Origin of the sequence: Pseudoxanthomonas sp. J31 (genome assembly GCF_000510725.1) — a bacterium.
GTDB lineage: Bacteria > Pseudomonadota > Gammaproteobacteria > Xanthomonadales > Xanthomonadaceae > Pseudoxanthomonas.
In genome coordinates, this window is sequence record NZ_AZNZ01000009.1 from 1 (window position 1) to 20,964 (window position 20,964).

A 20,964-nucleotide genomic window follows, 5' to 3' on the forward strand; every position below is an offset into this window, starting at 1 on the left:
TTGCCCTGCAGCGAGGCCAGGGTGTCGAGGTTGCCGGCGTAGGTCAGCGCGTCCAGGTTGACCACCCGCACCCCGCGGGCCACGGCCTCCAGGACGAAATTGCCGCCGATGAAACCGGCACCGCCGGTGACGAGCCAAGTGGCCAAGCCGATTCTCCTGTTCATTGGCGCTTTTCGCGCCCGAGCCGGCAAGCATACCGATGCCCCTTGAATCGGAGCTGTTCAGGTGGATCGGAGCGGGCCGCCCGGCCACCATACGTGATCGCATGGTGGCCCCGGGCCCGGTAGAATCGGTGACTCCGCCCCGGATTGGCCGCCGCGAACCGGGCCGTTCCCGTTCCAGCTCAAGGATTCCGCAAACGATGAAGATCCTCGTCGCCTACAAGCGCGTGGTGGACTACAACGTCCGCATCCAGGTCAAGCCGGACGGCTCCGGCGTGGTGACCGAGGGCGTCAAGCTCTCGCCCAACCCGTTCGACGAGATCGCGCTCGAGGAGGCCCTGCGCCTGCGCGACAAGGGCATCGCCACCGAGGTGGTGGTGGCCACGATCGCTCCGGCCGACGCCCAGGCGCACCTGCGCAACGGCCTGGCGATGGGCGCCAACCGCGCCATCCACGTGGTCACCGACCAGCCGGTGCAGCCGCTGGCGGCCGCCCGCACCCTGCTGAAGCTGGTGGAGAAGGAGCAGCCGGACCTGGTGATCCTGGGCAAGCAGGCGATCGACGACGACGCCAACCAGACCGGCCAGATGCTGGCCACCCTGTGGGGCCGCCCGCAGGCCACCTTCGCCAGCAAGCTGGAAGTGGCCGATGGCAAGGCCACGGTGACCCGCGAGGTCGACGCCGGCCTGGAGACCCTGGAAGTGGACCTGCCGGCGGTGGTGACCACCGACCTGCGCCTGAACGAACCGCGCTTCATCAAGCTGCCGGACATCATGAAGGCCAAGAGCAAGCCGCTGGAGACCCTGCAGCTGGCCGACCTCGGCGTGGACGCCGGCCCGGAGCTGAAGACCACCGCCTACGCCCCGCCGCCCAAGCGCAGCCGCGGCGTGATGGTCAAGGACGCGGCCGAACTGGTCGCCACGCTCAAGGCCAAGGGCCTGCTCTGATCCTCCCGGCCGCGCCGGGCGCCCCGCGCCGTGCGGCCCCCTGATTCCGGAGAACGCTCCAATGTCCAAGATCCTCGTCGTCGCCGAACACCTGGACGGCAAGCTCAACCCCGCCACCGCGCGCACCGTCAGCGCCGCACAGGCGCTGAACCCGGAGGCCATCGACGTGCTCGTGCTGGCCGCCGACCCTGCGGCGGTCGCGGCCGAGGCCGCGCAGATCGCCGGCGTGACCCGCGTGCTCGCCGTGGCCAACCCGGCCAATGCCCAGGCCATCGCCCAGGTGCTGGGCCCGCAGGTGGCGAAGCTGGCCGCCGGCTACAGCCACGTGTTCGGCCCCTCGACCACCTTCGGCAAGGACCTGATGCCGGTGGTCGCCGCCCTGCTGGGCGTCAACCAGGTCTCCGACCTGATGGCGGTGGAGGGCGAGTACACCTTCAAGCGCCCGATCTACGCCGGCAACGCCATCGTCACCGTCGAGGCCCCGGCCGGGCAGGTCGTGGTCGCCACCGTACGCACCGCCTCCTGGCCGCAGGCCGCCGGCGGCAACAGCGCCCCGGTGGAGGCGGTGCAGGTCGAGGCCGCCCTGCCCTCGCATACCCGCTACGTGGGCCTGGCCGCCGGTGCTTCCGACCGCCCGGACCTGCAGTCCGCGCGCCGGGTCGTCTCCGGCGGCCGCGGCGTCGGCTCGGAGGAGAACTTCCGCCACATCTACTCGCTGGCCGACAAGCTCGGCGCGGCGGTGGGCGCCTCGCGCGCGGCGGTGGACGCCGGCTACTGCCCGAACGAGATGCAGGTCGGCCAGACCGGCAAGATCATCGCCCCGGAGCTGTACGTGGCCATCGGCATTTCCGGCGCGATCCAGCACCTGACCGGCATCAAGGACGCCGGCACCATCGTGGCCATCAACAAGGACCCGGAAGCGCCGATCTTCGAGATCGCCGACATCGGCCTGGTGGGTGACCTCTTCACCATCCTGCCGGAGCTGGAAGCGGCCCTCTGAGGGCCGCACCCGGGCCTACGGGCTGCACGGTTCGGTGGCCAGGGTGCGCCGGGCAAGCAGGCGGCCGCCGGCGGTCCGCAGGGTCACTGTGTAGCCGTCGTGCGCCCAGGCCCCGGCCTCGGCGCGGCCGCGCGGGCCCTCCAGCACCCACAGCTTGGGCGGCTTGCCGAGGTTGTTGACCTCCAGCCGCACGCCTCCCTCGCCGGCCTTGCCGGCGTCCCACTCCACCGCGGTGGCCGCCGGCGTGGTGCAGGCGCCGACCCGGCCGGGCTCCAGCACCAGCCGCGCGCTGCCATGGTCGACGTTGAGCCAGGCCGCGGCCGCCGTCGCAGCGGCCAGCAACGCCCCGCCGATGCAGCCACGCAGGCGCGCGCTCATCGCAGGAACTCCTCGAACCGGCCCTGCATGCGCGCCACCGCCGCGGCCTCCACGCCGCGGCGCAGTTCATCCGCCTCCGGCGAATCGGGCGGCAGCGCGGCCAACCTGCGCCCAGCCACCCGCACCAGGTCGAAGTACGGGTCCCCGGCCAGCCCGGCCACTTCCAGCGCTTCGGCCGCCAGCTCCCAGGAGTGCAACGGCCGCGCCCCGGCCCGGCGCCCGCCGTCGCCCACGACCAGCCACGGCACCATCTGCTCCTCCGCCTGGCCGCCGTCGGCGAACTGCAAGGTGTTGTAGACCTCCGGCAGGGCCGGCAGGTGGTCGCCGAAGAACACCACCACGAACGGACGCCCGCGCTGCTCCATCCGCCGTAGCAGGCGCTCCAGTTCGCGGTCGGCGTTGCCCAGGTGGTAGAGGTAGTTGCGCAGGCTGCCGGCAGCGCGCGCCGGCAGGACGTCGGGCACCGGCACCGCCTCCTTGGCGGCGGCATCGCGAACCGGGGCCTCGCTTTCGTAAGGGCCGTGGTTCTCGATGCTGATGGCCGCCACGAACAGCGGCGCGTCGGCCGCCTCAAGCTCCTGCAGCACCAGGTCGGTCATCGAGGCGTCGGAGTACCAGACGCCGTCGCGCACGCCCTGCCCGCGGAATGCCTTCTCGGTCAGGAAGCGCTGGATGCCCATGGCGCGGAAGGTATCGGTGCGGTTCCAGAACGCGCCGGAATTGCCGTGCACCGCCACCGTGGCGTAGCCGAGGTCGCGCAGCAATGCAGGCAGTCCGGGCATCCGCGGCCTGGCCATGTCCACGTAGGGATACATCACCGAGGGGAAGGCGCTGACCGGCATCCCGGTCAGCACCTCGAACTCGGTGCGCACGGTGCCGCCACCGTAGGTCGGCACCCGCATCGGCCCGCCCGCGCCCCGCTCCAGCAGCGCGCGGGTGGCGGGAATCGGGTCGGCGACCTGGTCCATGCCGGCCAGGATCCGCGGATCCATGAACGACTCGCTGAGGATCACCACGATGTCCGGCAATGCCTCCGCGCCGGCCTGCGCCGGCACGATGCCCGCGCGCTCCTCAGCGGTGGCCTCCAGCAGCGCGCGCAAAGCCGCCTCGTCCACCGCATGCACGGCGTTGGAAAGGTCCAGGTGCTTGAACACCAGGCTGCTCATCAGCCCGGCGTGGAGTGCGCCCGGCCCCGGCCCCAGCGGCGAGGGCCGCACGGCGTCCCGGGTATAGAACGCGGTCCATGGCCAGGCTGCCAGGTACAGCGCGGCCACCAGCGCCGCGCCGGCGCCGAAGACCACCACCCTGGCCAGGCGGGCGCGGCCCATCCACGGCCGCTCGGCCCAGAAGGCCAGGGCCAGCAGCAAGGCCCCGCCGCCGGTCCAGGCCCAGACGGCCGCGGCATCCTCGAGGTAGGAGCCGAGCAGCTCCAGGCTGGCGCGGTTGAAGCTGGTCAGGAAATAGAAGTCCTGCAGCGCCAGCGGCGCGCCCAGCACCTGCAGCTTCACCGCCGACACCTTGTACAACAGCACCTGCAGCAGCAGGACCAGCAGCAGCGAGGACAGCAGGCGCCGGCTCAGGCTCCACAGCACCAGCACGAACGGCACCGCGACCGCGGCGTTGAGCAGCATCGCCGCCGGGGTGCGATAGGCGCTGGCCGCCACGCCCAGGACCCAGCGGTCCATGCCCCACAGCAGCGGCACGTACAGCACTAACCCGAGGCACGCGCACAGCCAGTGCCGGGGTACCCGCCCCTGCCACGCGTCGCTTGCCGGGACCGCAACAGGCAACGCCTGCCTCATGCCACCGGGCCATCCGGCTGGCGCCGGACCGCGATTTCCGATGTCGGGAATCTTTCCACTTGCCCCTCCCGGACCCGTCGGCGAGGGCCGACGGATCCAGCTACCGCCCCCCCGGGGCTGACAACTGGCAGGGGGCAGTCTAGCACCCGGCGCCGGCGCTGCCGGGAAAGGGCCGGGAACGGCCAATCCCGGCAAAACCCGGGCGCCGGAGCCGCCACGGCACGGACCGGGGCGGCGGGAGGTCCACTGCGCCGGGCTAGTGGCCGCGCAACCTGCGCCCCAGGCGGCCGCTCAGTACCTTGCGCGGCACGGAGGCGATGTCATAGGCCAGGAATGCCAGCAGCAGCTGCAGGCCGACCAGCAGCGGGAGGGCGGCCAGCATCACGGTGCCGGTACTGGCGGGCGCGCCGGTCGAGACCGACAGCCCCCAGTGGTAGAGGCCGAACACGGCGCCGAACAGCACCAGCGCGCAGCCGGCCAGCAGCTCCAGCGACGCCAGCGACATGTCGCGCAGGAAGTAGCTGTAGAACACCCGCTTGAAGAAGTTGCGGCCGTGCTTGAGCAGGAACTCGGTGAGCACCTTGCCGATCCTGAGGTTGCTCACCTCGTCGCCGTAGCGGGCGTCCATCGGGATGTCGACCACGACCGCGCGGAAGGTCCCGAGCCGGAACAGCAGGTCGGTCTCGAAGAAATAGCGGCGGCTGATCCGCTCGAACGGCAGCAGCGCCGCGACCCGGGCGGAAATGGCAGTGTAGCCGTTGGTCGGGTCGAACAGGTCCCAGTAGCCGGTGGAGACCTTGGCCATGAACGACAGCACCGCGTTGCCGAACAGCCGGATCGCGGGCATCCGGCCGATGTTGCGCAGGTCGTAGAAGCGGTTGCCCTTGGTGTAGTCGGCCTCCAGCGCGGCGATCGGGGCGACGAAGTTGGGCAGCAGCGCCGGATCCATCTGCCCGTCGCCGTCGATCTTGACGATGATGTCCGCGCCCAGCTCCAGCGCGCGCTGGTAGCCGGTCAGGACCGCGCCGCCCACGCCCTGGTTCTGCGCGTGGTAGACCACGCACACCCGCGGGTCGCTGCAGCCAGATTCCACCAGCTTGCCGGACCCCTCCGGGCAGGCATCGTCGACGACGATGATGTGGTCGACGTCGTTGTCGATCGCGGCGATGACCTGCAGGATATGGCGCGTCACCTTGTAGCTGGGGATCACCACCGCCACGCTGGGCGGCGAGGAATCGGTCGGTTTCATCGGTTGTTCCTCTGGAGGATCCGCCTGGCCTGGTCGCGTACTGCGCCGAGGCGGCATTCGCCCTGGCGGTTGCCGGGCAGCGACCACAGTTCGACCCCGCGCTCCCGGTCGACCGGGACGTAGCCCAGTGCCTGCATCGCCGCGCGCTGGCCGGGACTGGCCTCGGCCGGCACCACGATGCCGGAGGTGCCGGTGGCCCTGAGCACTTCGCGCCAGCGTTCGCCACTGGGGTCCTCGTCGGCCCACTCCTTGGCCAGCTTCAGGCGCTGGTCGTACCAGGCCATCGAGTGCGCGCGCCCCTTGCCGCCGGCGACGAACGGCGCGCTGGTGTCGGAATTGAGCACGCAGGTATCCGGATCCCGCGCCAAGTAGCGCTCGATCAGCGCGCGCTGCGGGATCATCTCCGCGACCAGCTGCGTCCTGGCGCCCCTGCCCTCGAGCAGCAGCGCCTGCCACGGGTTCTCCTTGAAGATCCAGATCGTGGTGGGCACCAGCGCCAGGTTGGCCGCGGCCAGCAGCGGGATGCCGGCCGCGAAGCCGGCCCGGCGGAGGCAGCCGGCGGCGCCCACCACGCCGACCGTGCCCAGCAGGGCCAGCGCCGGGAAGACGTAGCGCAGGTACTGCAGCTGGGCGAACAGCAGCAGGCCGGAGGCCAGCGCCCACAGGCCCACGGCGCAGGCGGCACGCGAGCAGGACATGGCGTAGATGCAACCCGGCAGCAGCACCAGGAACGCCAGTCCGGCCGCACCGGGGGCGTGCTCGCCGAAGCGCGGGCTGTGGAAGGTCAGGTCCCACAGGAGCGAGGCGTCGATGCCCGCGCGCCAGCGCGCATCGAGGAAGTCGACCGGCGGCATGTACGGCGACTGGAAGATCGAGTTGAACAGCGGGAACACCGGGTTGCCGGTGACGAGCAAAGCGTAGAAATAGCTGCTCCCGCCCACCACGCTGGCGGCGACCACCAGCCTGGCCAGCCCCCACCACTGCCGGTGCCGCAGCGCCTGCCAGCCGATCCAGGCCAGCGCCGGCAGGGCATAGACCACGTTCGACGCCTTCAGCCCGGCCAGCAGGCCGAACAGCGCGCCGATCGCCAGCGCGCCGCGCGACAGGTCGCACCTGCCGGCGAGCAGCGCCGCCAGGTGCAGCACCACCGCGGCCACGCAGCCGTCGACCTGCATGGTCGAGCCGAAATAAACCGTCAGCGGGTGCGAGGCGAATACCGCCGCCGCGGCCAGCGCGACCTCGCGGCGCCCGTCCAGCGCCAGGGCCAGGCGGTAGGCGCCGGAGATGCCGAGCAACAGCCACAGCAGGCCCATCGAGGCCCGCGACTCCTGGCCCGCCAGCAGGGCGGCGAGGGAATGCAGGACGTTGTTGGCCCAGGGCGCGACCGCCCAGACCTGGCTGGAGACGTCCAGCCGGTAATAGCCGCCCTCCAGCAGCTGGCCGACCATGCCCAGGTGGGCGGCGTTGTCGTCGTAGTTGAGGCTCGGCAACCACAGCGCGATCGAGGCGAAGCCGGCGACGCCCGCCAGCAGCGAGCTCCACCACGGGTGCTGGCGGCGCAGCTGGCCGAACCCGGCAGCCACCGCACGGGCCTGCTCGAGGACCGCTTCCCGGCGCCAGGCGACCAGCAGCACCGCCGCGGCCAGGTGGATGCGGCCGTCGTGCACCTGGAACGGCAGCAGCCAGCCGACCACCGCCGCGACCACCGCGAGGCCGACCAGGCTGGTCAGCCAGGGATCGGACCCGGAGCCGGTGTGGAACAGGCTGCCGACGCCCCAGGACACGGCCAGCAGCAGGGCCGCCGCGGCAAGCGCGGAAAGCCCGCAGTAGTAGGCCACGCCCAGCACCGCGAGGAAGCCGAGCACCAGCGCTGCCCCGCCCGGGCGCCCGGAACGGGCGGCCACGAGGTTGACGAGCAGTGCCCCGGCCGCGGCGGCGAGCGCCGCCTGCAGGTAGCCACCGAGGTAGCCATTGGCGCTGGCCGGGAACAGGCCCTTCCGCCATGCGGCATAGCCGACGACCACGAAGAACAGCACGAGGAGGAACTCCGCCCCCCCGCGCAGGCCGGACCGCAACACCTGCTGGTTCATTCCATTGCTCCGTCAGTCGGTCCGAGGCAGGCCAGGCCCGCGACCTCGAAGGCGGCGAGGTCCCGGCGGCTGTCGGCATCGACCAGATGGAAGCGCGTGCCCCCGGCGACCCACTGCCCGGTTTCCGCCTCGCCCTGCGCCGCGCCTGAGGCGAACACCTTGCGCCCGCCATCGTCGCCGCGCACCTGGACCAGGACCGACTGCACCGCCGGATCCTTCACCTTCCACGCGATCCGCGCCGCGACCCGCTGGCCCTCGCAGGCGCCGACGGCGCCGGGCTCGACGCTGAGCACGGCATCCTCGTTCTCCACCGAGGTCGGATGGGGGGGCACGCCGTCCTGCACCGGCTCGATCCGCCCGCAGGCGGACAGGAGCGGGAGGGCCAGCACCGCCAGGGTGCCAACGATGGCAGTTCGCATCATGTGTTACCGGACTCGCCTTTCAGGAAAAGACCCGCGGGATTCCCGCAGGCAATTCGAACCTCGTTACTCCACCGGCACTGTCGGCGGATCCATGGATGGCAAGCCGCTTTGCGTCGCGCGGTCCGCCGGGCCCGTGCCTGGCGACGACCGGCCGCATCGGGCGCCGATGATCCGGGCATTGCCCATGCACTTCAAGCTTTCACGCCAGCGGCGCGCGCGAACCGTGACGGCCGGCCGCCGGAGCGGCCTCCCCGGCGCCGGCCACCAGCGTCCTGGCAACCTCGTCCAGGCTGGCGACCGCGATCCCCGCCGCACGCTCGCCCGGCTCCGCCCCGGGGCCGCACAGCAGGAACCGGCGGACGACCCCCGCAGCCGCGGCCGCCTCCATGTCCTTGGGCGTGTCGCCGACCATCACCGACCCGGCCGGATCCAGCCCGTGCCGGCCAATGGCCTCCAGCAGCATCCCCGGCTCCGGCTTGCGGCAGGCGCAGGCCACCTTGTACGCGCCCTGCCCCGCCTCCGGGTGGTGCGGGCAGTAATAGGTCGCCAGCAGCGGCGCGCCCTCCTCGGCGAAGCGCGCGTGCACCCAGCGCGTGTAGGCGCGGAACTGCTCCTCGTCGTAGTAGCCGCGGGCGATGCCGGCCTGGTTGGTGGCCACCACGAGCACGTAGCCGGCCGCGCGCGCGGCGCGCGCCAGCTCGAAGATCCCGGGGACCCACTCGGTGCGCCCGGGGGTATGCACGTAGCCGTGGTCGACGTTGACCACGCCGTCGCGGTCCAGGAACAGCGCCCGGTGCGGCCCGCCACCGACCAGCCCCGCCGCTTCCGGCGGCACCGTCACCACGGGCTCGCGGACCCCGCTCACGCCGCGCCTTCCCGGAACAGGTGCTGGGCGCGGACGTAGTCCTCCGGCACGCCGATGTCGATGAAATCCGCGGTGCGCTCGAACGCGGCCACCTGGCCGGACTCGCTCCATGGCCGCAGCACCAGCTCCTCGAACGACCAGGCGCCCTGCGGCGCGGGCAGCCGCGCGAACGCGGCCGCGTCCAGGAAATAGCTGCCGGCGTTGATCAGGCCAGGCCCGGCGCCACCCTTCTCGCGGAAGCCGACCACGCGCCCGCCGGCCACTTCGACCGCGCCGTAGCGCCCTACGTCGTCCACCGCCGCCAGGGCGATGCCCAGCGCGCAGCCGTGCCCGCGGGTGGCCGCTTCCAGCGCGGCCGGGTCGTAGCGCAGGAAGGTGTCGCCATTGGCCAGGTGCACGCCGTCGCCCTGGGCCAGGGCCAGCGCTTGGCGGATGGCGCCGCCGGTGCCCAGCGGCGCGTCCTCCACCGAATAGGCGATCTCCATGCCCTGCCAGCGGCGCCCGACCGCGTCCTCGACCTGCGCGGCGCGATAGCCCGTGGCGAGGATCACCCGGCGCAGCCCGGCCGCCGCATAGGCGTCCAGCAGCCAGGCCAGGAACGGGCGGCCGGCCACCGGGGCCAGCGGCTTGGGCACGTCGCTGACCACCGCACGCAGGCGCGTGCCGAGGCCGCCGACCAGGACGATCGCTTCCTCAGCGGCCATCTTTGGGGAAGATCTCCGACTCGATCAGGGCGCACAGCAGGTGGCCGATGAACTCGTGGCCTTCCTGGATGCGCGGGGTCTCGTTCGATGGGACCTGGAAGCAGACGTCGCAACGGCCGGCCATGTCGCCGCCGCCCGCGCCAGTGAAGCCGATCACCTTCACGCCCTTGGCCTCGGCCGCGTCGAGCGCGCGCAGGATGTTCTTCGAGCGCCCGGAGGTGGAGATGGCGATGAACACGTCGCCCTCCTGGCCCAGCGCCTCGACCTGGCGGGCGAAGGTGTAGTCGTAGCCGTAGTCGTTGCCGATCGCGGTGAGGATCGAGGTGTCGGTGGTCAGCGCGATCGCCGGCAGGCCCGGGCGGTCGTAGTAGAAGCGGCTGACCAGTTCGCCGGCCCAGTGCTGGGCGTCGGCGGCGCTGCCGCCGTTGCCGGCGAACAGCAGCTTCCTGCCTGCGCGCAGGGCGTCGACGCACAGCCGCACCGCCTGCGCGATCTGCTCGCGCAGCCGCGCGTCGGCGGCCATCGCGTTGAAGTTGGCCAGGGTCTTGTCGAACTCCGCCTGGACGAAGGTATTCAACCGATTTTCCATGAGGACGCTCCGTGCGGAGTGAAGTGGGTGTCGTAGACGGTGCCGCCGGCGCCGGACAGCGCGCGCACCAGGCGCACGCGTTCGGCCGGGTCGCACACGAACATCATGAAGCCGCCGCCGCCGGCGCCGGAGACCTTGGTGGCGAGGGCGCCGTTGGCGAAGGCCAGCGCCTCCAGTTCGTCGATCATCGGGTTGGTGATGCTGGATGCGCTCTGCTTCTTGGCTTCCCAGCCGGACTGCATGACCTGGGCGAAGCGCGCCAGGTCGCCGCGCAGCAGCGCCTCCTTCATCTGCACCGCCTCCTGCTTGAGCCGGTGCATCGCCTCCAGCGAATCGGTGCGGCCCTCCCGGATGTTGCGCGACTGCTCGTCGATGATCTTGGCCGAGGCCCGCGACACGCCGGTGAAGTACAGCACCAGGCTGGCCTCCAGCTCGTTCCAGATCCATTCCTTGATCCGCAGCGGGTTCACGATGACCCGGTCGCCGGCGTAGAACTCCATGAAGTTGAAGCCACCGAACGCCGCCGCGTACTGGTCCTGCTTGCCGCCGGCCAGGGCCAGGTCCTTGCGCTCGATGTCATAGGCGATCTGCGCGATCTCGTACTCGCCCAGGGCCAGGCTGAAATACTCGTTGAACGCGGTGACCAGGGCCACGACCATGGTCGAGGACGAGCCCAGGCCGGATCCGGGCGGGGCGTCCGAATGCGCGCGGATGCGCAGCGCCGGGCGGCGCCCGCCGAGCAGGCGGTCGGCCACGTGCAGGTACACGCCGCGCATCAGCTGCTGCGGGCCCGGCGAGCGGTCCACCTCCTCCGGGTCGAGCACCTGCACCGAACCGGCGTCGAGCGCATGCAGTTCGAGCTTGCCGGTCGGGGAACGGTCGAGGGTGGCGTACGCGAACTTGTCGATGGTGACGTTCATGACGAAACCACCGTGCTGCTCGCTGTACGGCGAGACGTCGGTGCCACCGCCGGCCAGGCCCAGGCGCAGCGGCGCGCGGGAACGGATGATCATGCCCGGTTTTCCTTGTCGCGATTGGTCGAAAGCGCGTCCAGCAGCTGCGCGGTCAGCGCCTGGCGCGAGAACAGCGAACGGGCCAGGCGCGCGCCCTCGCGCGAGCGCCGGCGCCACAGGCCGTCGTCGGCCAGCAGGCGGGCGATGGCCTCGGCCAGTTCCACGGCGTCGTCGGCCACGGCGGCCACCTGTTCCAGGCCCGGCAGGCCCTGGGCACCCACGGAGGTCGTCGCCAGCGGCAATCCGTTCTGCAGCGCCTCCACCACCTTGCCCTTCACCCCGGCGCCGTAGCGCAGCGGCACCACCGCCACCCGCGCCTGGCGGTAGCGGCGGCAAAGTTCGGCGTCGCTCACGTAGCCGGTGACCTCGACCTGGCGCCCGGCCAGGCCCTTGACCACGTCGGTGGGATTGGAGCCGACCAGCGACAGCGTCAGCTGCGGATGTTCGCGCCACAGCCGCGGCATCACTTCCTGGACCAGCCACAGCGCGGCGTCGACGTTGGGCGAATGCGCGAAGCCGGCGACGAACACCAGCCCCGAACGCCCGTCCGGCTCGGCGTCGTCGACGAAGTGGTCGAAGGCATACGGCGAGATGGCGCGGACCGGGGTTCCGGGCGCCAGCGCCGCGACCTCGTCGGCCTCCTCCTGCGACGGGTAGAGGACGATGTCCGCCCCCTGCCACAGTTGCCGTTCCAGCGCCTCGATGCGGCGCGCCTCGTGGCGCAGGTCATCGCGCCCGGCCACGTCCGCCTCGCGCGCCAGGCGGCGGAAATGCAGGTCGTGCCCGTAATAGGCCACCGGCACCCCCGGCGCCTGCTTGCGCAGCGCCTGCAGGTAGGGCAGCGAGATGTGCGGCCGCGACAGCAGCACCGCGTCCAGCCCGGCCCCGCACTCGCGCAGGTAGTCGGCGAAGCCGCCCATGCGCCGGCTGCCGTAGATCACCTCCACCCCGCGCCGCTGCAGCGGCGGCGTATACACCGGATCCTGGTGCAGGTTGTCCGGCCAGAACTTGACCACCCAGCCGGCGGCCAGCAGGGAATCGATGAAGGCCACCATCGTGCGCGAGCCGGCGTCGCGGTCCGGCTGCGGCACGTAGTGGTCGACGATCAGCACGACCTTGCGGCCCCAGGCGCGGTCGCGCGCCCGCATCACCTGCTCGCCGTTGGGGTAGTGCGCCGCCAGTTCCGCCTCCCAGCGCCGGCGCAGCTTCTCCTGGTTGGCGACCTGGTAGGCCTTCACGCCACCGGAGGTGTCGGTGCCGTGGGAGATGCCCTCGAAGTGCACCACGGTGGAGAACGGGGTGTAGTAGACCTCGCGCCCGGACTGCCGCACCTTGAACGCCAGGTCCGAGTCCTCGCAGTACGCCGGGCAATAGTGCTCGTCGAACCCGCCCAGCTCGCGGAACAGGGCCAGCGGCAACAGGATGCTCGCGCCGGAGCAGTAGTCGGCCGGGCGCACATAGTTGAACTCGTGCTCGCCCGGGTCGCGCAGGCGGCCGTAGTTCCAGGCCGAGCCGTCGCGCCAGACGATGCCGCCGGCCTCCTGCAGGCGGCCATCGGGGTACACCAGGCGCGAGCCGGCCATGCCGGCGTCCGGATGGTCGGCGAACACGTCCAGCAGGCCGTCCAGCCAGCCGGGCATCACCTGGGTGTCGTTGTTGAGGAAGCACACGTACTCGCCGCGCGCCAGTTCGGCCGCGGCGTTGCAGGAACGGATGAAACCGAGGTTCTGCGGATGCTCGTGGTAGCGCAGCCCCGGCACCCCGGCCAGGCGTCCGATCTCGGTGTCGCCGGAGGCGTCCTCGGCGACGATGATCTCGTAGGGCACGCGCGGCGCCGACTCGACGATCGAGCGCACCGCCGCGGCGGTGTAGCCCAGGTTGCCGTAGGCCGGGATCACCACCGAGACCCTGGGCGCCTCGAACTGCGGCACCACCAGGCCGTCGAGCAGGCGCTCCACGTCCTTGACGGCGGGAACCACGAAGGCGGAGGCGCGCTGGCGCTCGAGCCTGGCCTGCAGCCAGCGGCGGGCGGGAGCGGCCAGCGGCGCCAGCAGCGGATGCGAAGCCAGGCCGCGGCCGCGCAGGGAGGCAGCCACGGAGTCCCAGTCGCCATGCAGCAAGCGCCCGGCCAGGCGCAGCGGCCTGGTGATGCGCCAGGAGCGCGAGCGGGTGATCACCGCCAGCTGCTGCTCCAGCTCGCGCACGCGCTGCAGGTGCTGTTCGGCATCGCAGCTGCGCGCCTGCAGTTCCGCGGCACGCGCCTGCAGCTCGGCGGCACGCACCTGCGCCTCGTCCAGCCGCGCCTGCAGCTTGGTGGTCCGCGCTTGCAGCTCGCGGTTGCCGGCCTCCAGCTCTTCCGCGTGGTGCCGCAGTTCCCCGCTGCCCTGGAGCTCGCGCTCCCTGTCGGCCAGCGCTTTGTCCAGCGAGTGCGCCCAGGCTGCGACCTTCTCGTGGTCGGCTTCCAGCTGGGCATAGACGCAGCGCAGGTGTTCCAGGTCGGCGCCCTGGGCAAGGGCGCGTTCGACCGCGGCGCCGGCGGCGCCCTCCACCGTCGCGAACGGCGCGCGGTGCAACCGCGCCGCCTCCAGTTCCGCGCGCGTGGTGCCCTCGCGGCCGGCCACGGCGCGCTGGAAGCCGGACTCCAGCTCCAGGTAGGCCTGCAGCCGCTGCGCGGAAAGTTCGAAGCCCGCGCCGGCGGTGGCCATCAACCGGGTGATGAAGGCCAGGAACGAAAGCTCGCCCTCGTCGTGCGGCCGCGCCACCGGCGGGCAGGCGGACAGGGTCTCGAACAGGCCACGGAACACGAGGTAGCCGAGCGGCACCCCACCCTCGCGCGCCCATTCATGGTCGATGAAGCGCGCCGTGCCGTCGCCGGCCAGGATCAGGTTGTGCGGGAGCAGGTCGATGCTGCTGCCGGGCAGCACCAGGTCGGCATTCCAGTGCGCGGCGCTGCTGCCGGCCACGCCGGCGGATGCGCATACCTGCTCCATCCAGCCTTGCAGCCAGTCGCCGCAGTCCGCCGCGCGCCAACCGTCGCGCCGCAGCCGCCGGTAGAGCGAAGAGCTCCACGCTTCGCCGGCCACGTACGGCTCGCTGGCCGGGTGGAAGCGCAACGGCGCGCCGTCCTCACCGGCGTCCGGGGCCAGCGCGCGGCGCACCACCATCGGGCCTTCCGCTGCGCGGACGAAGGCCGCCTCCTTGCAGTAGGCCGGGCGGCGGTCGACCGAATAGTGGTACGCGGATCGGTCGGCGTTGTCGTCGCCGTACACATGCCCCTGGGCGTCGACCCGGGCCACCACGAGGAACGAATTGGCCATGTCCACCAGCAGGCCGTTCTCGGCCAGCACCCGCCAGGTGCGGTCGAGCGGGAACAGGGGCAGGCCCTCCAGGCTGGCGTCGCGCGCGACCGATGCCTCGGCCAGCGCCGCGCCGCCGTCGAACCCGGGCATGGCGTCGTCGCCCTCGGACAGCAACACCGAGCTGGGCAGCTTGTAGTCCGGCAGCGGCACGGCGAAGCCGGTGCGCGCGAAACCGGCCTGGTGCAGCATCGCCTCCAGTTCGGCGCGGCCCCAGGTGCGCGGGCCATGGGCCTCGTACAGGTCGCCGATGCCGAGCATGGGCCGGCCCAGGTGGTCCTCGGGCGCACCGGCGAAGTACTTCAGGCCCAGCTTGTTCTCGATGGCCAGCAGCAGCGCGCCGCCCGGGCGCAGCATGCCCCTGGCCAGCCGCAGCCAGTGCAGCGCCGCGTCCGGGCGCTCGCAGAAGCGGTGGGCGTACTCGAGCACGCCAATGAGGGTGATCGCGTCGAAGGTCTCGCCGGTCCGGGCGAACGATTCCAGCTCGTCCACCACCACCTTCACCGACGCCAGCCCGCGGCAGCGCGCCGCGGCCACCCGTGCGCGCTGCGCCGAGGGCTCCAGCGCCACGACCTCGGCCGCGGTCTCGCCCAGGTAGCGGGTGACCGCGCCGCAGCCGGCGCCGATCTCCAGCACCCGTCCGCGCAGCAGGCCGGCGAATGGGCGCAGCAGGTTGGCGCGGCGCGGGCTGAAGTAGTACATCGTCGGCCAGTCGTGGATCCTGCGGGCCAGCTCGGGCGACAGCGCCGAGCGGTCCGTGCAGGCTTCCACTGCCTGCAAAAGCGCCTGCTCCACCTGGTCTCCGTCGCTGTAACCCCAGGAGACGGGCGTTCCCTCGCGCATCCACAGCCCGCTCGCCTCGTCGCGCGCGTAGGACGGAGGGACCGGATTCTCGTGATTCATCATAGGACCTGGAGTTCGGCCTTCAGATCGGTGATACCCAGGAACGCGTCGGACGACTCGACGCACAGGTGGACCGAGTCATAGCGGCGGTCGTGCGGCACCACCTCGCCATTGCCGTCGCGGCTGGCGATGCCGAAGGAAAGGAAGTAGTCGCCCGGCGCGCAGTTGAGTTCGAAGCTGCACGCGACCACGCCGTCGCCGGCCGCCAGCGCGTCGCCCATCCCGGCCATCTCGCTGTTGGTGCCGTACACCGTCAGCCCCTCCTTGGTCTTGAGGGTGATGCCGAAGATCGGCCGCACCACCGGCGCGTGCAGGCGGTAGCGCACGTAGCAGTCGACCCGGGTGCGGGCGCGCACCTGCTGCGGGTAGGTCTCGCCCGCGGCGAACACGGCGAAGTCGGTGATCTCGGCGCGGCGGTCACCCCAACGGTGCTCGTACGGGTTGTACAGCGGGCGGGTGGCGAACAGCGGATCGGCGCGGGTGGCGAATTCCGGGTCCAGCGCCTGCAGCTGCTCCGGCAGGCCCGCCTCGCGTCCGGTGCCGGCCGCCGGGGCGGCCTCCGCCGCGCCGCCGGCGGCAGCGGCGGGCTTGCGCCCGTAGAGCAGGTCCAGGTAGCGGTTGACGATCGGCCGCGGCTCGCCTTCGTCCAGCTTGTGGCCGCGGTCGAGCAGCACCGCGCGGTCGCAATGGGTGACCACCTGCTCGGTGGAATGGGTCACCAGCAGGATCGAGGTGCCGCGCTCGCGTAGCGCCTTCAGGCGCGCGAAGCACTTGGCCTGGAAGCGGGCGTCGCCCACGGCCAGCGCCTCGTCCACGATCAGCACGTCCGGGTCGATCTGCGCCTGCACCGCGAAGGCCAGGCGCACGACCATGCCGCTGGAGTAGGTCTTCACCGGCTGGCGCACGAACTCGCCGATGTCGGCGAAGGCGAGGATGTCGTCGAGCTTGGCGTCGACCTCCTCGCGGCGCATGCCCAGCAGCGAGGCGTTGAGGTAGACGTTCTCCAGGCCGGTGAACTCCGGGTTGAAGCCCGAGCCCAGCTCCAGCAGCGCGGCCACCCGCCCGTCCACCGCGATCCGCCCCGAGGTCGGGGCCAGGGTGCCGGTGATGATCTGCAGGAGGGTGGACTTGCCGGAGCCGTTGCGCCCGATCAGGGCCACGCACTCGCCCTTGCGCACCTGCAGCGAGACGTCGCGCAGCGCCCAGAACTCGCTGTAGTAGCGACGCGGGCTGCCGCGGGTCAGGCGCGCCATGCCCGAGGCCAGCATCTGCCGCAGGCGGTCGGCCGGACGGTCGTAGATGGCGTAGCACTTGGACACGCCATCGGCCCGGATGGAAAGGTTCGCGTCAGATGACATCGGCGAAACCCTTCCTGGTGAGCTGGAACGCCAGCCAGCCCAGCCACGCCGTGGCCAGCGCCACGACCAGGTAGGCCAGCGCCAGCCTCCAGTCGGGCAGCCGCCCCCACAGCAGCAGGTTGTGCGCCGTTTCCACGATGTAGCTCAGCGGATTGAGCAGCAGCACCCAGCGGTATTCCTCCGGGAGCATGGTGCGCGGGTAGAAGATCGGCGCCAGGAACACCAGCGCGGTGGACAGCACGGTGACGAACTGCAGCAGGTCGCGGAAGTAAACGCCCATGGCCGCGAGGAACCAGGTCAGGCCGGCCACCATCGGCACGAACAGCACGAACACCAGCGGCAGCAGCAGCGCGGTGGCCGGCAGGTGGGTGCCGGTGGCCACCATCGCCAGCAGCAGCACCGCCACGCCGACGCAGGCGTGGAACAGCGAGGTGCCAACCGCCACCCAGGCCAGCACGTCCAGCGGGAACACCACCTTCTTGACGTAGTTGGGGTTGGACACCACCAAGGCCGGCGCGCGGTTGAGGCACTCGGTGAAGAAGTTGGCGAAGATCAGGCCAACGAACAGCACGATCGGGAAGGCGACGTTCCCGGTCTGCGCCGCGGTCCAGCGCGCCTGGAAGATGTAGCCAAAAACGAACGAGTAGACCGCCAGCATCAGCAGCGGGGTGAGGAAGGCCCACAACTTGCCGCCCATGGCGCCGCGGTAGCGCCCGGCCACGTCGCGCCGCACCAGGTCCAGGATCAGCCGGCCGTGGGCGGCGAAACCGAGGTAGGGCGCGAGCGGGTTGAGGAGACGCGCCGTCGGGAGCCGGGCCCCGACGGCATGCCAGGGGCTCATCGGAGCGCCTCCTCCAGGTCGCGCCGCAGGTCGCCGACGTCCTCGATGCCCACGCTCAGGCGCACCAGCGAATCGCTGATGCCCAGGCGCGCGCGGCGCTCCGGCGGGACCGAGGCGTGGGTCATCACCGCCGGGTGGTTGAGCAGGCTTTCCACCCCGCCCAGCGATTCGGCCAGGGTGAACAGCCGGGTACGCGAGCAGAAGCGGCTGGCGGCCTCGAAGCCGCCCTTGAGCACCACCGAGACGATGCCGCCAAAGCCGGACATCTGCCGCGCCGCCAGGGCGTGCTGCGGGTGCGATTCCAGGCCCGGGTAAATGACCTTTTCCACCTTCGGGTGCGACTGCAGCCACTGCGCCAGCGCCAGGGCGTTTTCGCAGTGCGCGCGCATGCGCAGCGGCAGGGTCTTGGCGCCGCGCAGGGCCAGGAAGCTGTCGAACGGCCCCTGCACCGCGCCGACCGAGTTCTGCAGGAAGGCCATGCGCTCGCCCAGCTCGTCGCTGGCGGCAACCACCACGCCGCCGACCATGTCCGAATGGCCGTTGAGGTACTTGGTGGCCGAGTGCAGGACCAGGTCCGCACCCAGCTGCAGCGGACGCTGCAGCGCCGGCGAGGCGAAGGTGTTGTCGACCACCACCAGCAGGCCGTGGCGATGGGCGATCTCCGCCACCGCGGCGATGTCCACCAGCTTGAGCATCGGGTTGGTCGGGGTCTCGATCCAGACCATGCGCGTGCGCGGGGTGATCGCCGCGGCGAACGCGTCCAGGTCGGCCAGGTCGACGAAGCTGAAGTCCAGCGCCGCGCTGCGCCGGCGCACGCGCTCGAACAGGCGGTAGCTGCCGCCGTAGAGGTCGTCCATGGCGACCACGTGGTCGCCGCTGTCCAGCAGTTCCAGCACGGTGGAGCTGGCGGCCATGCCGGAGGCGAAGGCGAAGCCGCGGCTGCCACCCTCCAGCGCGGCCACGCAGCGCTCCCAGGCGAACCGGGTGGGGTTGTGGGTGCGCGAGTACTCGAAGCCCTGGTGCTCGCCCGGCGCGGACTGCGCGTAGGTCGAGGTGGCGTAGATTGGCGGCATCACCGCCCCGGTGGACGGATCGGGCGCCTGGCCACCGTGGATGGCCAGGGTGGCGAACGCGTGAACGTCCGGGGACAGGCCGTCGCGGGTGGTGTGGTCGGGCATGGCGGCTCTCTCGAGGTAGCCGCGGATTCTAGCAACCGCCCCTTAACCAAACCTTGGCGCCGGTCCCGTCCCGGCCAGGAACCGGCGCCCGGCCCTCACTGCGCCCGCCGGCGCAGGTAGTTGAGCAGGTCGATGCGGGTGACCAGGCCCAGGAAGCGGTCGCCGTCGATGACGATCGCCACCTGGCCGCGGTCGAACACCGGCAGCAGGGCCTCGATCGGCGACTTCACGTCCAGCTTCTCCAGCTTGGTGACCATGGCCACCGAGACCGGGTCGCGGAAGCGCGCCTCGTCGCCGTACACGTGCAGCAGCACGTCGCTCTCGTCGATGATGCCGGCCAGGCGGTCGCCTTCCATCACCGGCAGCTGCGACACGTCGTACAGCTTCATCCGCTGGTAGGCGGTGGTCAGCAGGTCGGTCGGGGCGACCACCACGGTGTCGCGCTGCGCGTACGGGCGCATGATCAGGTCGCGCAGGTCGCCGTGGTGCGGGCGCTCCAGGAAGCCGTTGTCCAGCATCCAGTAGTCGTTGTACATCTTCGACAGGTACTTGTTGCCGGTGTCCGGCACCAGCACCACGACCTTCTTCGGCCGGCTCTGCTCGCGGCAGTAGCGCAGCGCGGCGGCCAGCAGGGTGCCGGTGGACGAGCCGCCGAGGATGCCCTCCTTCTCCAGCAGTTCGCGCGCGGTGTGGAAGCTCTCCGCGTCGGGGATGGCATAGGCCTTCTTCACCCGGCTGAAGTCGGAGATCGAGGGCAGGAAGTCCTCGCCGATGCCCTCCACCAGCCAGCTGCCGGACTTGTCGCTGAGCACGCCCTCGTTGATGTACTGGGCCAGGATCGAGCCGACCGGGTCGGCCAGCACCATCTCCACGTGCGGGGCGTGCTTCTCGAAGCAGCGCGACAGGCCGGTCATGGTGCCGGAGCTGCCGCAGCCGAACACGATCGCGTCTAAGCCACCGGCCGCGGCCATCTGCTCGATGATCTCCGGGCCGGTGCCGAACTCGTGCGCGGCCGGGTTGTCAGGGTTGCCGAACTGGTTGATGAAGTACGCCCCCGGGGTCTCGGCGGCGATCCGCGCGGCCAGGTCCTGGTAGTACTCCGGGTGGCCCTTGCCCACGTCCGAGCGGGTCAGCACCACCTCCGCGCCCATGGCCTTGAGGTTGAAGATCTTCTCCCGGCTCATCTTGTCCGGGACCACCAGGATCAGCTTGTAACCCTTCTGCTGGGCCACCAGCGCCAGGCCCAGGCCGGTGTTGCCGGCGGTGCCCTCGACCAAGGTGGCGCCTGGCTTGAGGTCGCCGCGGCGCTCGGCCGCCTCGATCATCGACAGGCCGATGCGGTCCTTGATCGAGCCTCCGGGGTTGAAGTTCTCGAGCTTGAGGTAGAGCTCGCACGGGCCGGTGTCCAGGCGGCGCGCCTTGACGATCGGGGTGCGGCCGATGAGTTCGAGCACGGAAGCGTGCAGGGCCATTCTCGGGTCCGTTTCCTGGGCGCCGCGTCGCGGCGGAGCCCGGATTATCGGCCGGATCGCCGGCGCCGGTAAGGGCGCCGGCGGGCATCGCGGCGGCACCGGCGCCGGAAAGAATTGCGCGGGCGGCAGTGGCCGACGAGGAGGCCACCACCGCCCGCGGCGGTGAAACGCGGGAGATCGCGGTCAGTGCGACCGTTCGTAGATGCGCAACAGGCGCTCCTTGGCGGCAAGCTTCTCGCGCTTCATCTGCCCCAGGGTCATGTCGTCGATGGGGAGCACCCCGAGTTCGGCCTGCATGCACTTCTTGTCCAGCAGCCGGTGTCGCTGGTAGAGCTGCTTGAATTCGGGGTTGCTCTTGATCAGCGCGTCGATTTCGGCCTGCGATTGCCCTTCGAACATCTGTGCACCTCCTGGGTCGTTACGTCCCTGACGGCGTACTGCCGGCGGTCCTGGCCGGCGCCGGAAAAACAAACGCCCCGGGCCGGGAGCCCAGGGCGCAGGATTGCCGGAATGGCAGATGCGGGATTTTCCGCTCCCCAAGCCGCCGCCGCGGCGGATGCCCGGCTTCGACAGGGACGGGAGCGGCGGAATGCAGCATCGGCGCGTACTCCGGATCTGAGCGGCGGCACGGGGGTG

Annotated in this window: 18 protein-coding genes; 2 read left to right on the top strand and 16 right to left on the bottom strand. The window is 71.4% G+C overall.

From position 1 onward, the window contains the following. On the bottom strand, positions 1-146 hold a 146-nt coding region (locus PSEJ31_RS16920), incomplete at its 3' end, for an NAD-dependent epimerase/dehydratase family protein (protein WP_156924943.1). Positions 147-361: 215 nt separating this feature from the next. On the opposite strand from PSEJ31_RS16920, the gene PSEJ31_RS0110565 reads away from it, so the two are divergent. Beyond that, a complete protein-coding gene (locus tag PSEJ31_RS0110565) occupies positions 362-1,108 on the top strand; it encodes an electron transfer flavoprotein subunit beta/FixA family protein (protein ID WP_019399574.1) in 747 nt (248 codons plus the stop codon). Between the two features lie 61 nt (positions 1,109-1,169). Next, positions 1,170-2,108, top strand: coding sequence for an electron transfer flavoprotein subunit alpha/FixB family protein (locus PSEJ31_RS0110570; protein ID WP_019399575.1), 939 nt, complete (start codon positions 1,170-1,172; stop codon positions 2,106-2,108). Positions 2,109-2,123: 15 nt separating this feature from the next. On the opposite strand, the gene PSEJ31_RS0110575 is transcribed toward PSEJ31_RS0110570, so the two are convergent. From PSEJ31_RS0110575 to PSEJ31_RS0110645, 15 genes are all read right to left on the bottom strand, one after another. Continuing rightward, on the bottom strand, positions 2,124-2,486 hold the full coding sequence (locus tag PSEJ31_RS0110575) for a hypothetical protein (RefSeq protein WP_019399576.1): 363 nt from the start codon (positions 2,484-2,486) through the stop codon (positions 2,124-2,126). Continuing rightward, entirely contained in the window at positions 2,483-4,198 is a 1,716-nt protein-coding gene (locus PSEJ31_RS0110580; protein ID WP_028915436.1) for an LTA synthase family protein, read from the bottom strand. Before PSEJ31_RS0110580 ends, PSEJ31_RS0110575 begins: the two co-directional genes overlap by 4 nt. A 346-nt stretch (positions 4,199-4,544) precedes the next feature. Then, positions 4,545-5,537, bottom strand: coding sequence for a glycosyltransferase family 2 protein (locus PSEJ31_RS0110585; protein WP_028915437.1), 993 nt, complete (start codon positions 5,535-5,537; stop codon positions 4,545-4,547). Next, positions 5,534-7,627, bottom strand: a complete 2,094-nt coding sequence (locus tag PSEJ31_RS0110590; RefSeq protein ID WP_028915438.1) for a hypothetical protein — start codon at positions 7,625-7,627, stop codon at positions 5,534-5,536. Before PSEJ31_RS0110590 ends, PSEJ31_RS0110585 begins: the two co-directional genes overlap by 4 nt. Next, the gene (locus PSEJ31_RS0110595; protein ID WP_125111402.1) at positions 7,624-8,046 is read right to left on the bottom strand and encodes a hypothetical protein; all 423 of its coding nucleotides are present in this window, start codon (positions 8,044-8,046) and stop codon (positions 7,624-7,626) included. The genes PSEJ31_RS0110590 and PSEJ31_RS0110595 overlap by 4 nt, the downstream gene beginning before the upstream one ends. A 202-nt stretch (positions 8,047-8,248) precedes the next feature. Beyond that, complete coding sequence (locus PSEJ31_RS15980) at positions 8,249-8,914, bottom strand: HAD family hydrolase (protein WP_019399581.1); 666 nt, start codon at positions 8,912-8,914, stop codon at positions 8,249-8,251. Beyond that, positions 8,911-9,618: a nucleotidyltransferase family protein gene (locus PSEJ31_RS0110605; protein ID WP_019399582.1), complete on the bottom strand. Its 708-nt coding sequence runs from the start codon at positions 9,616-9,618 to the stop codon at positions 8,911-8,913. Before PSEJ31_RS0110605 ends, PSEJ31_RS15980 begins: the two co-directional genes overlap by 4 nt. Continuing rightward, positions 9,608-10,195: a D-sedoheptulose 7-phosphate isomerase gene (locus tag PSEJ31_RS0110610; protein ID WP_019399583.1), complete on the bottom strand. Its 588-nt coding sequence runs from the start codon at positions 10,193-10,195 to the stop codon at positions 9,608-9,610. The genes PSEJ31_RS0110605 and PSEJ31_RS0110610 overlap by 11 nt, the downstream gene beginning before the upstream one ends. Then, positions 10,192-11,220 carry a hypothetical protein gene (locus tag PSEJ31_RS0110615; protein ID WP_019399584.1) on the bottom strand — a complete coding sequence of 343 codons (1,029 nt, stop codon included), beginning with the start codon at positions 11,218-11,220 and terminating at the stop codon, positions 10,192-10,194. Before PSEJ31_RS0110615 ends, PSEJ31_RS0110610 begins: the two co-directional genes overlap by 4 nt. Beyond that, positions 11,217-15,479, bottom strand: coding sequence for a glycosyltransferase (locus PSEJ31_RS16330; protein WP_051403721.1), 4,263 nt, complete (start codon positions 15,477-15,479; stop codon positions 11,217-11,219). The genes PSEJ31_RS0110615 and PSEJ31_RS16330 overlap by 4 nt, the downstream gene beginning before the upstream one ends. Continuing rightward, positions 15,479-16,837, bottom strand: a complete 1,359-nt coding sequence (locus PSEJ31_RS0110625; RefSeq protein WP_026010720.1) for an ABC transporter ATP-binding protein — start codon at positions 16,835-16,837, stop codon at positions 15,479-15,481. Before PSEJ31_RS0110625 ends, PSEJ31_RS16330 begins: the two co-directional genes overlap by 1 nt. Beyond that, a complete protein-coding gene (locus PSEJ31_RS0110630) occupies positions 16,827-17,678 on the bottom strand; it encodes an ABC transporter permease (RefSeq protein ID WP_028915440.1) in 852 nt (283 codons plus the stop codon). Before PSEJ31_RS0110630 ends, PSEJ31_RS0110625 begins: the two co-directional genes overlap by 11 nt. Continuing rightward, positions 17,675-18,856 carry a cystathionine gamma-synthase gene (locus tag PSEJ31_RS0110635; protein WP_019398594.1) on the bottom strand — a complete coding sequence of 394 codons (1,182 nt, stop codon included), beginning with the start codon at positions 18,854-18,856 and terminating at the stop codon, positions 17,675-17,677. Before PSEJ31_RS0110635 ends, PSEJ31_RS0110630 begins: the two co-directional genes overlap by 4 nt. Positions 18,857-18,951: 95 nt before the next feature. Continuing rightward, positions 18,952-20,328, bottom strand: a complete 1,377-nt coding sequence (locus PSEJ31_RS0110640) for a pyridoxal-phosphate dependent enzyme (protein WP_028915441.1) — start codon at positions 20,326-20,328, stop codon at positions 18,952-18,954. Between the two features lie 183 nt (positions 20,329-20,511). Next, the gene (locus tag PSEJ31_RS0110645) at positions 20,512-20,727 is read right to left on the bottom strand and encodes a YdcH family protein (protein ID WP_019398592.1); all 216 of its coding nucleotides are present in this window, start codon (positions 20,725-20,727) and stop codon (positions 20,512-20,514) included. Positions 20,728-20,964: the final 237 nt, after the last annotated feature.

Excerpts from the sequence above, each read along its gene's own strand:
- PSEJ31_RS0110585 (WP_028915437.1), bottom strand. The coding sequence starts at position 5,537 with ATGAAACCGACCGATTCCTCGCCGCCCAGCGTGGCGGTGGTGATCCCC.
- PSEJ31_RS0110565 (WP_019399574.1), top strand. The coding sequence starts at position 362 with ATGAAGATCCTCGTCGCCTACAAGCGCGTGGTGGACTACAACGTCCGC.
- PSEJ31_RS0110570 (WP_019399575.1), top strand. The coding sequence starts at position 1,170 with ATGTCCAAGATCCTCGTCGTCGCCGAACACCTGGACGGCAAGCTCAAC.
- PSEJ31_RS0110615 (WP_019399584.1), bottom strand. The coding sequence starts at position 11,220 with ATGATCATCCGTTCCCGCGCGCCGCTGCGCCTGGGCCTGGCCGGCGGT.
- PSEJ31_RS0110595 (WP_125111402.1), bottom strand. The coding sequence starts at position 8,046 with ATGCGAACTGCCATCGTTGGCACCCTGGCGGTGCTGGCCCTCCCGCTC.
- PSEJ31_RS0110575 (WP_019399576.1), bottom strand. The coding sequence starts at position 2,486 with ATGAGCGCGCGCCTGCGTGGCTGCATCGGCGGGGCGTTGCTGGCCGCT.
- PSEJ31_RS0110635 (WP_019398594.1), bottom strand. The coding sequence starts at position 18,856 with ATGCCCGACCACACCACCCGCGACGGCCTGTCCCCGGACGTTCACGCG.
- PSEJ31_RS0110640 (WP_028915441.1), bottom strand. The coding sequence starts at position 20,328 with ATGGCCCTGCACGCTTCCGTGCTCGAACTCATCGGCCGCACCCCGATC.
- PSEJ31_RS0110605 (WP_019399582.1), bottom strand. The coding sequence starts at position 9,618 with ATGGCCGCTGAGGAAGCGATCGTCCTGGTCGGCGGCCTCGGCACGCGC.
- PSEJ31_RS0110630 (WP_028915440.1), bottom strand. The coding sequence starts at position 17,678 with ATGAGCCCCTGGCATGCCGTCGGGGCCCGGCTCCCGACGGCGCGTCTC.
- PSEJ31_RS0110645 (WP_019398592.1), bottom strand. The coding sequence starts at position 20,727 with ATGTTCGAAGGGCAATCGCAGGCCGAAATCGACGCGCTGATCAAGAGC.
- PSEJ31_RS16330 (WP_051403721.1), bottom strand. The coding sequence starts at position 15,479 with ATGAATCACGAGAATCCGGTCCCTCCGTCCTACGCGCGCGACGAGGCG.
- PSEJ31_RS0110625 (WP_026010720.1), bottom strand. The coding sequence starts at position 16,837 with ATGTCATCTGACGCGAACCTTTCCATCCGGGCCGATGGCGTGTCCAAG.
- PSEJ31_RS0110590 (WP_028915438.1), bottom strand. The coding sequence starts at position 7,627 with ATGAACCAGCAGGTGTTGCGGTCCGGCCTGCGCGGGGGGGCGGAGTTC.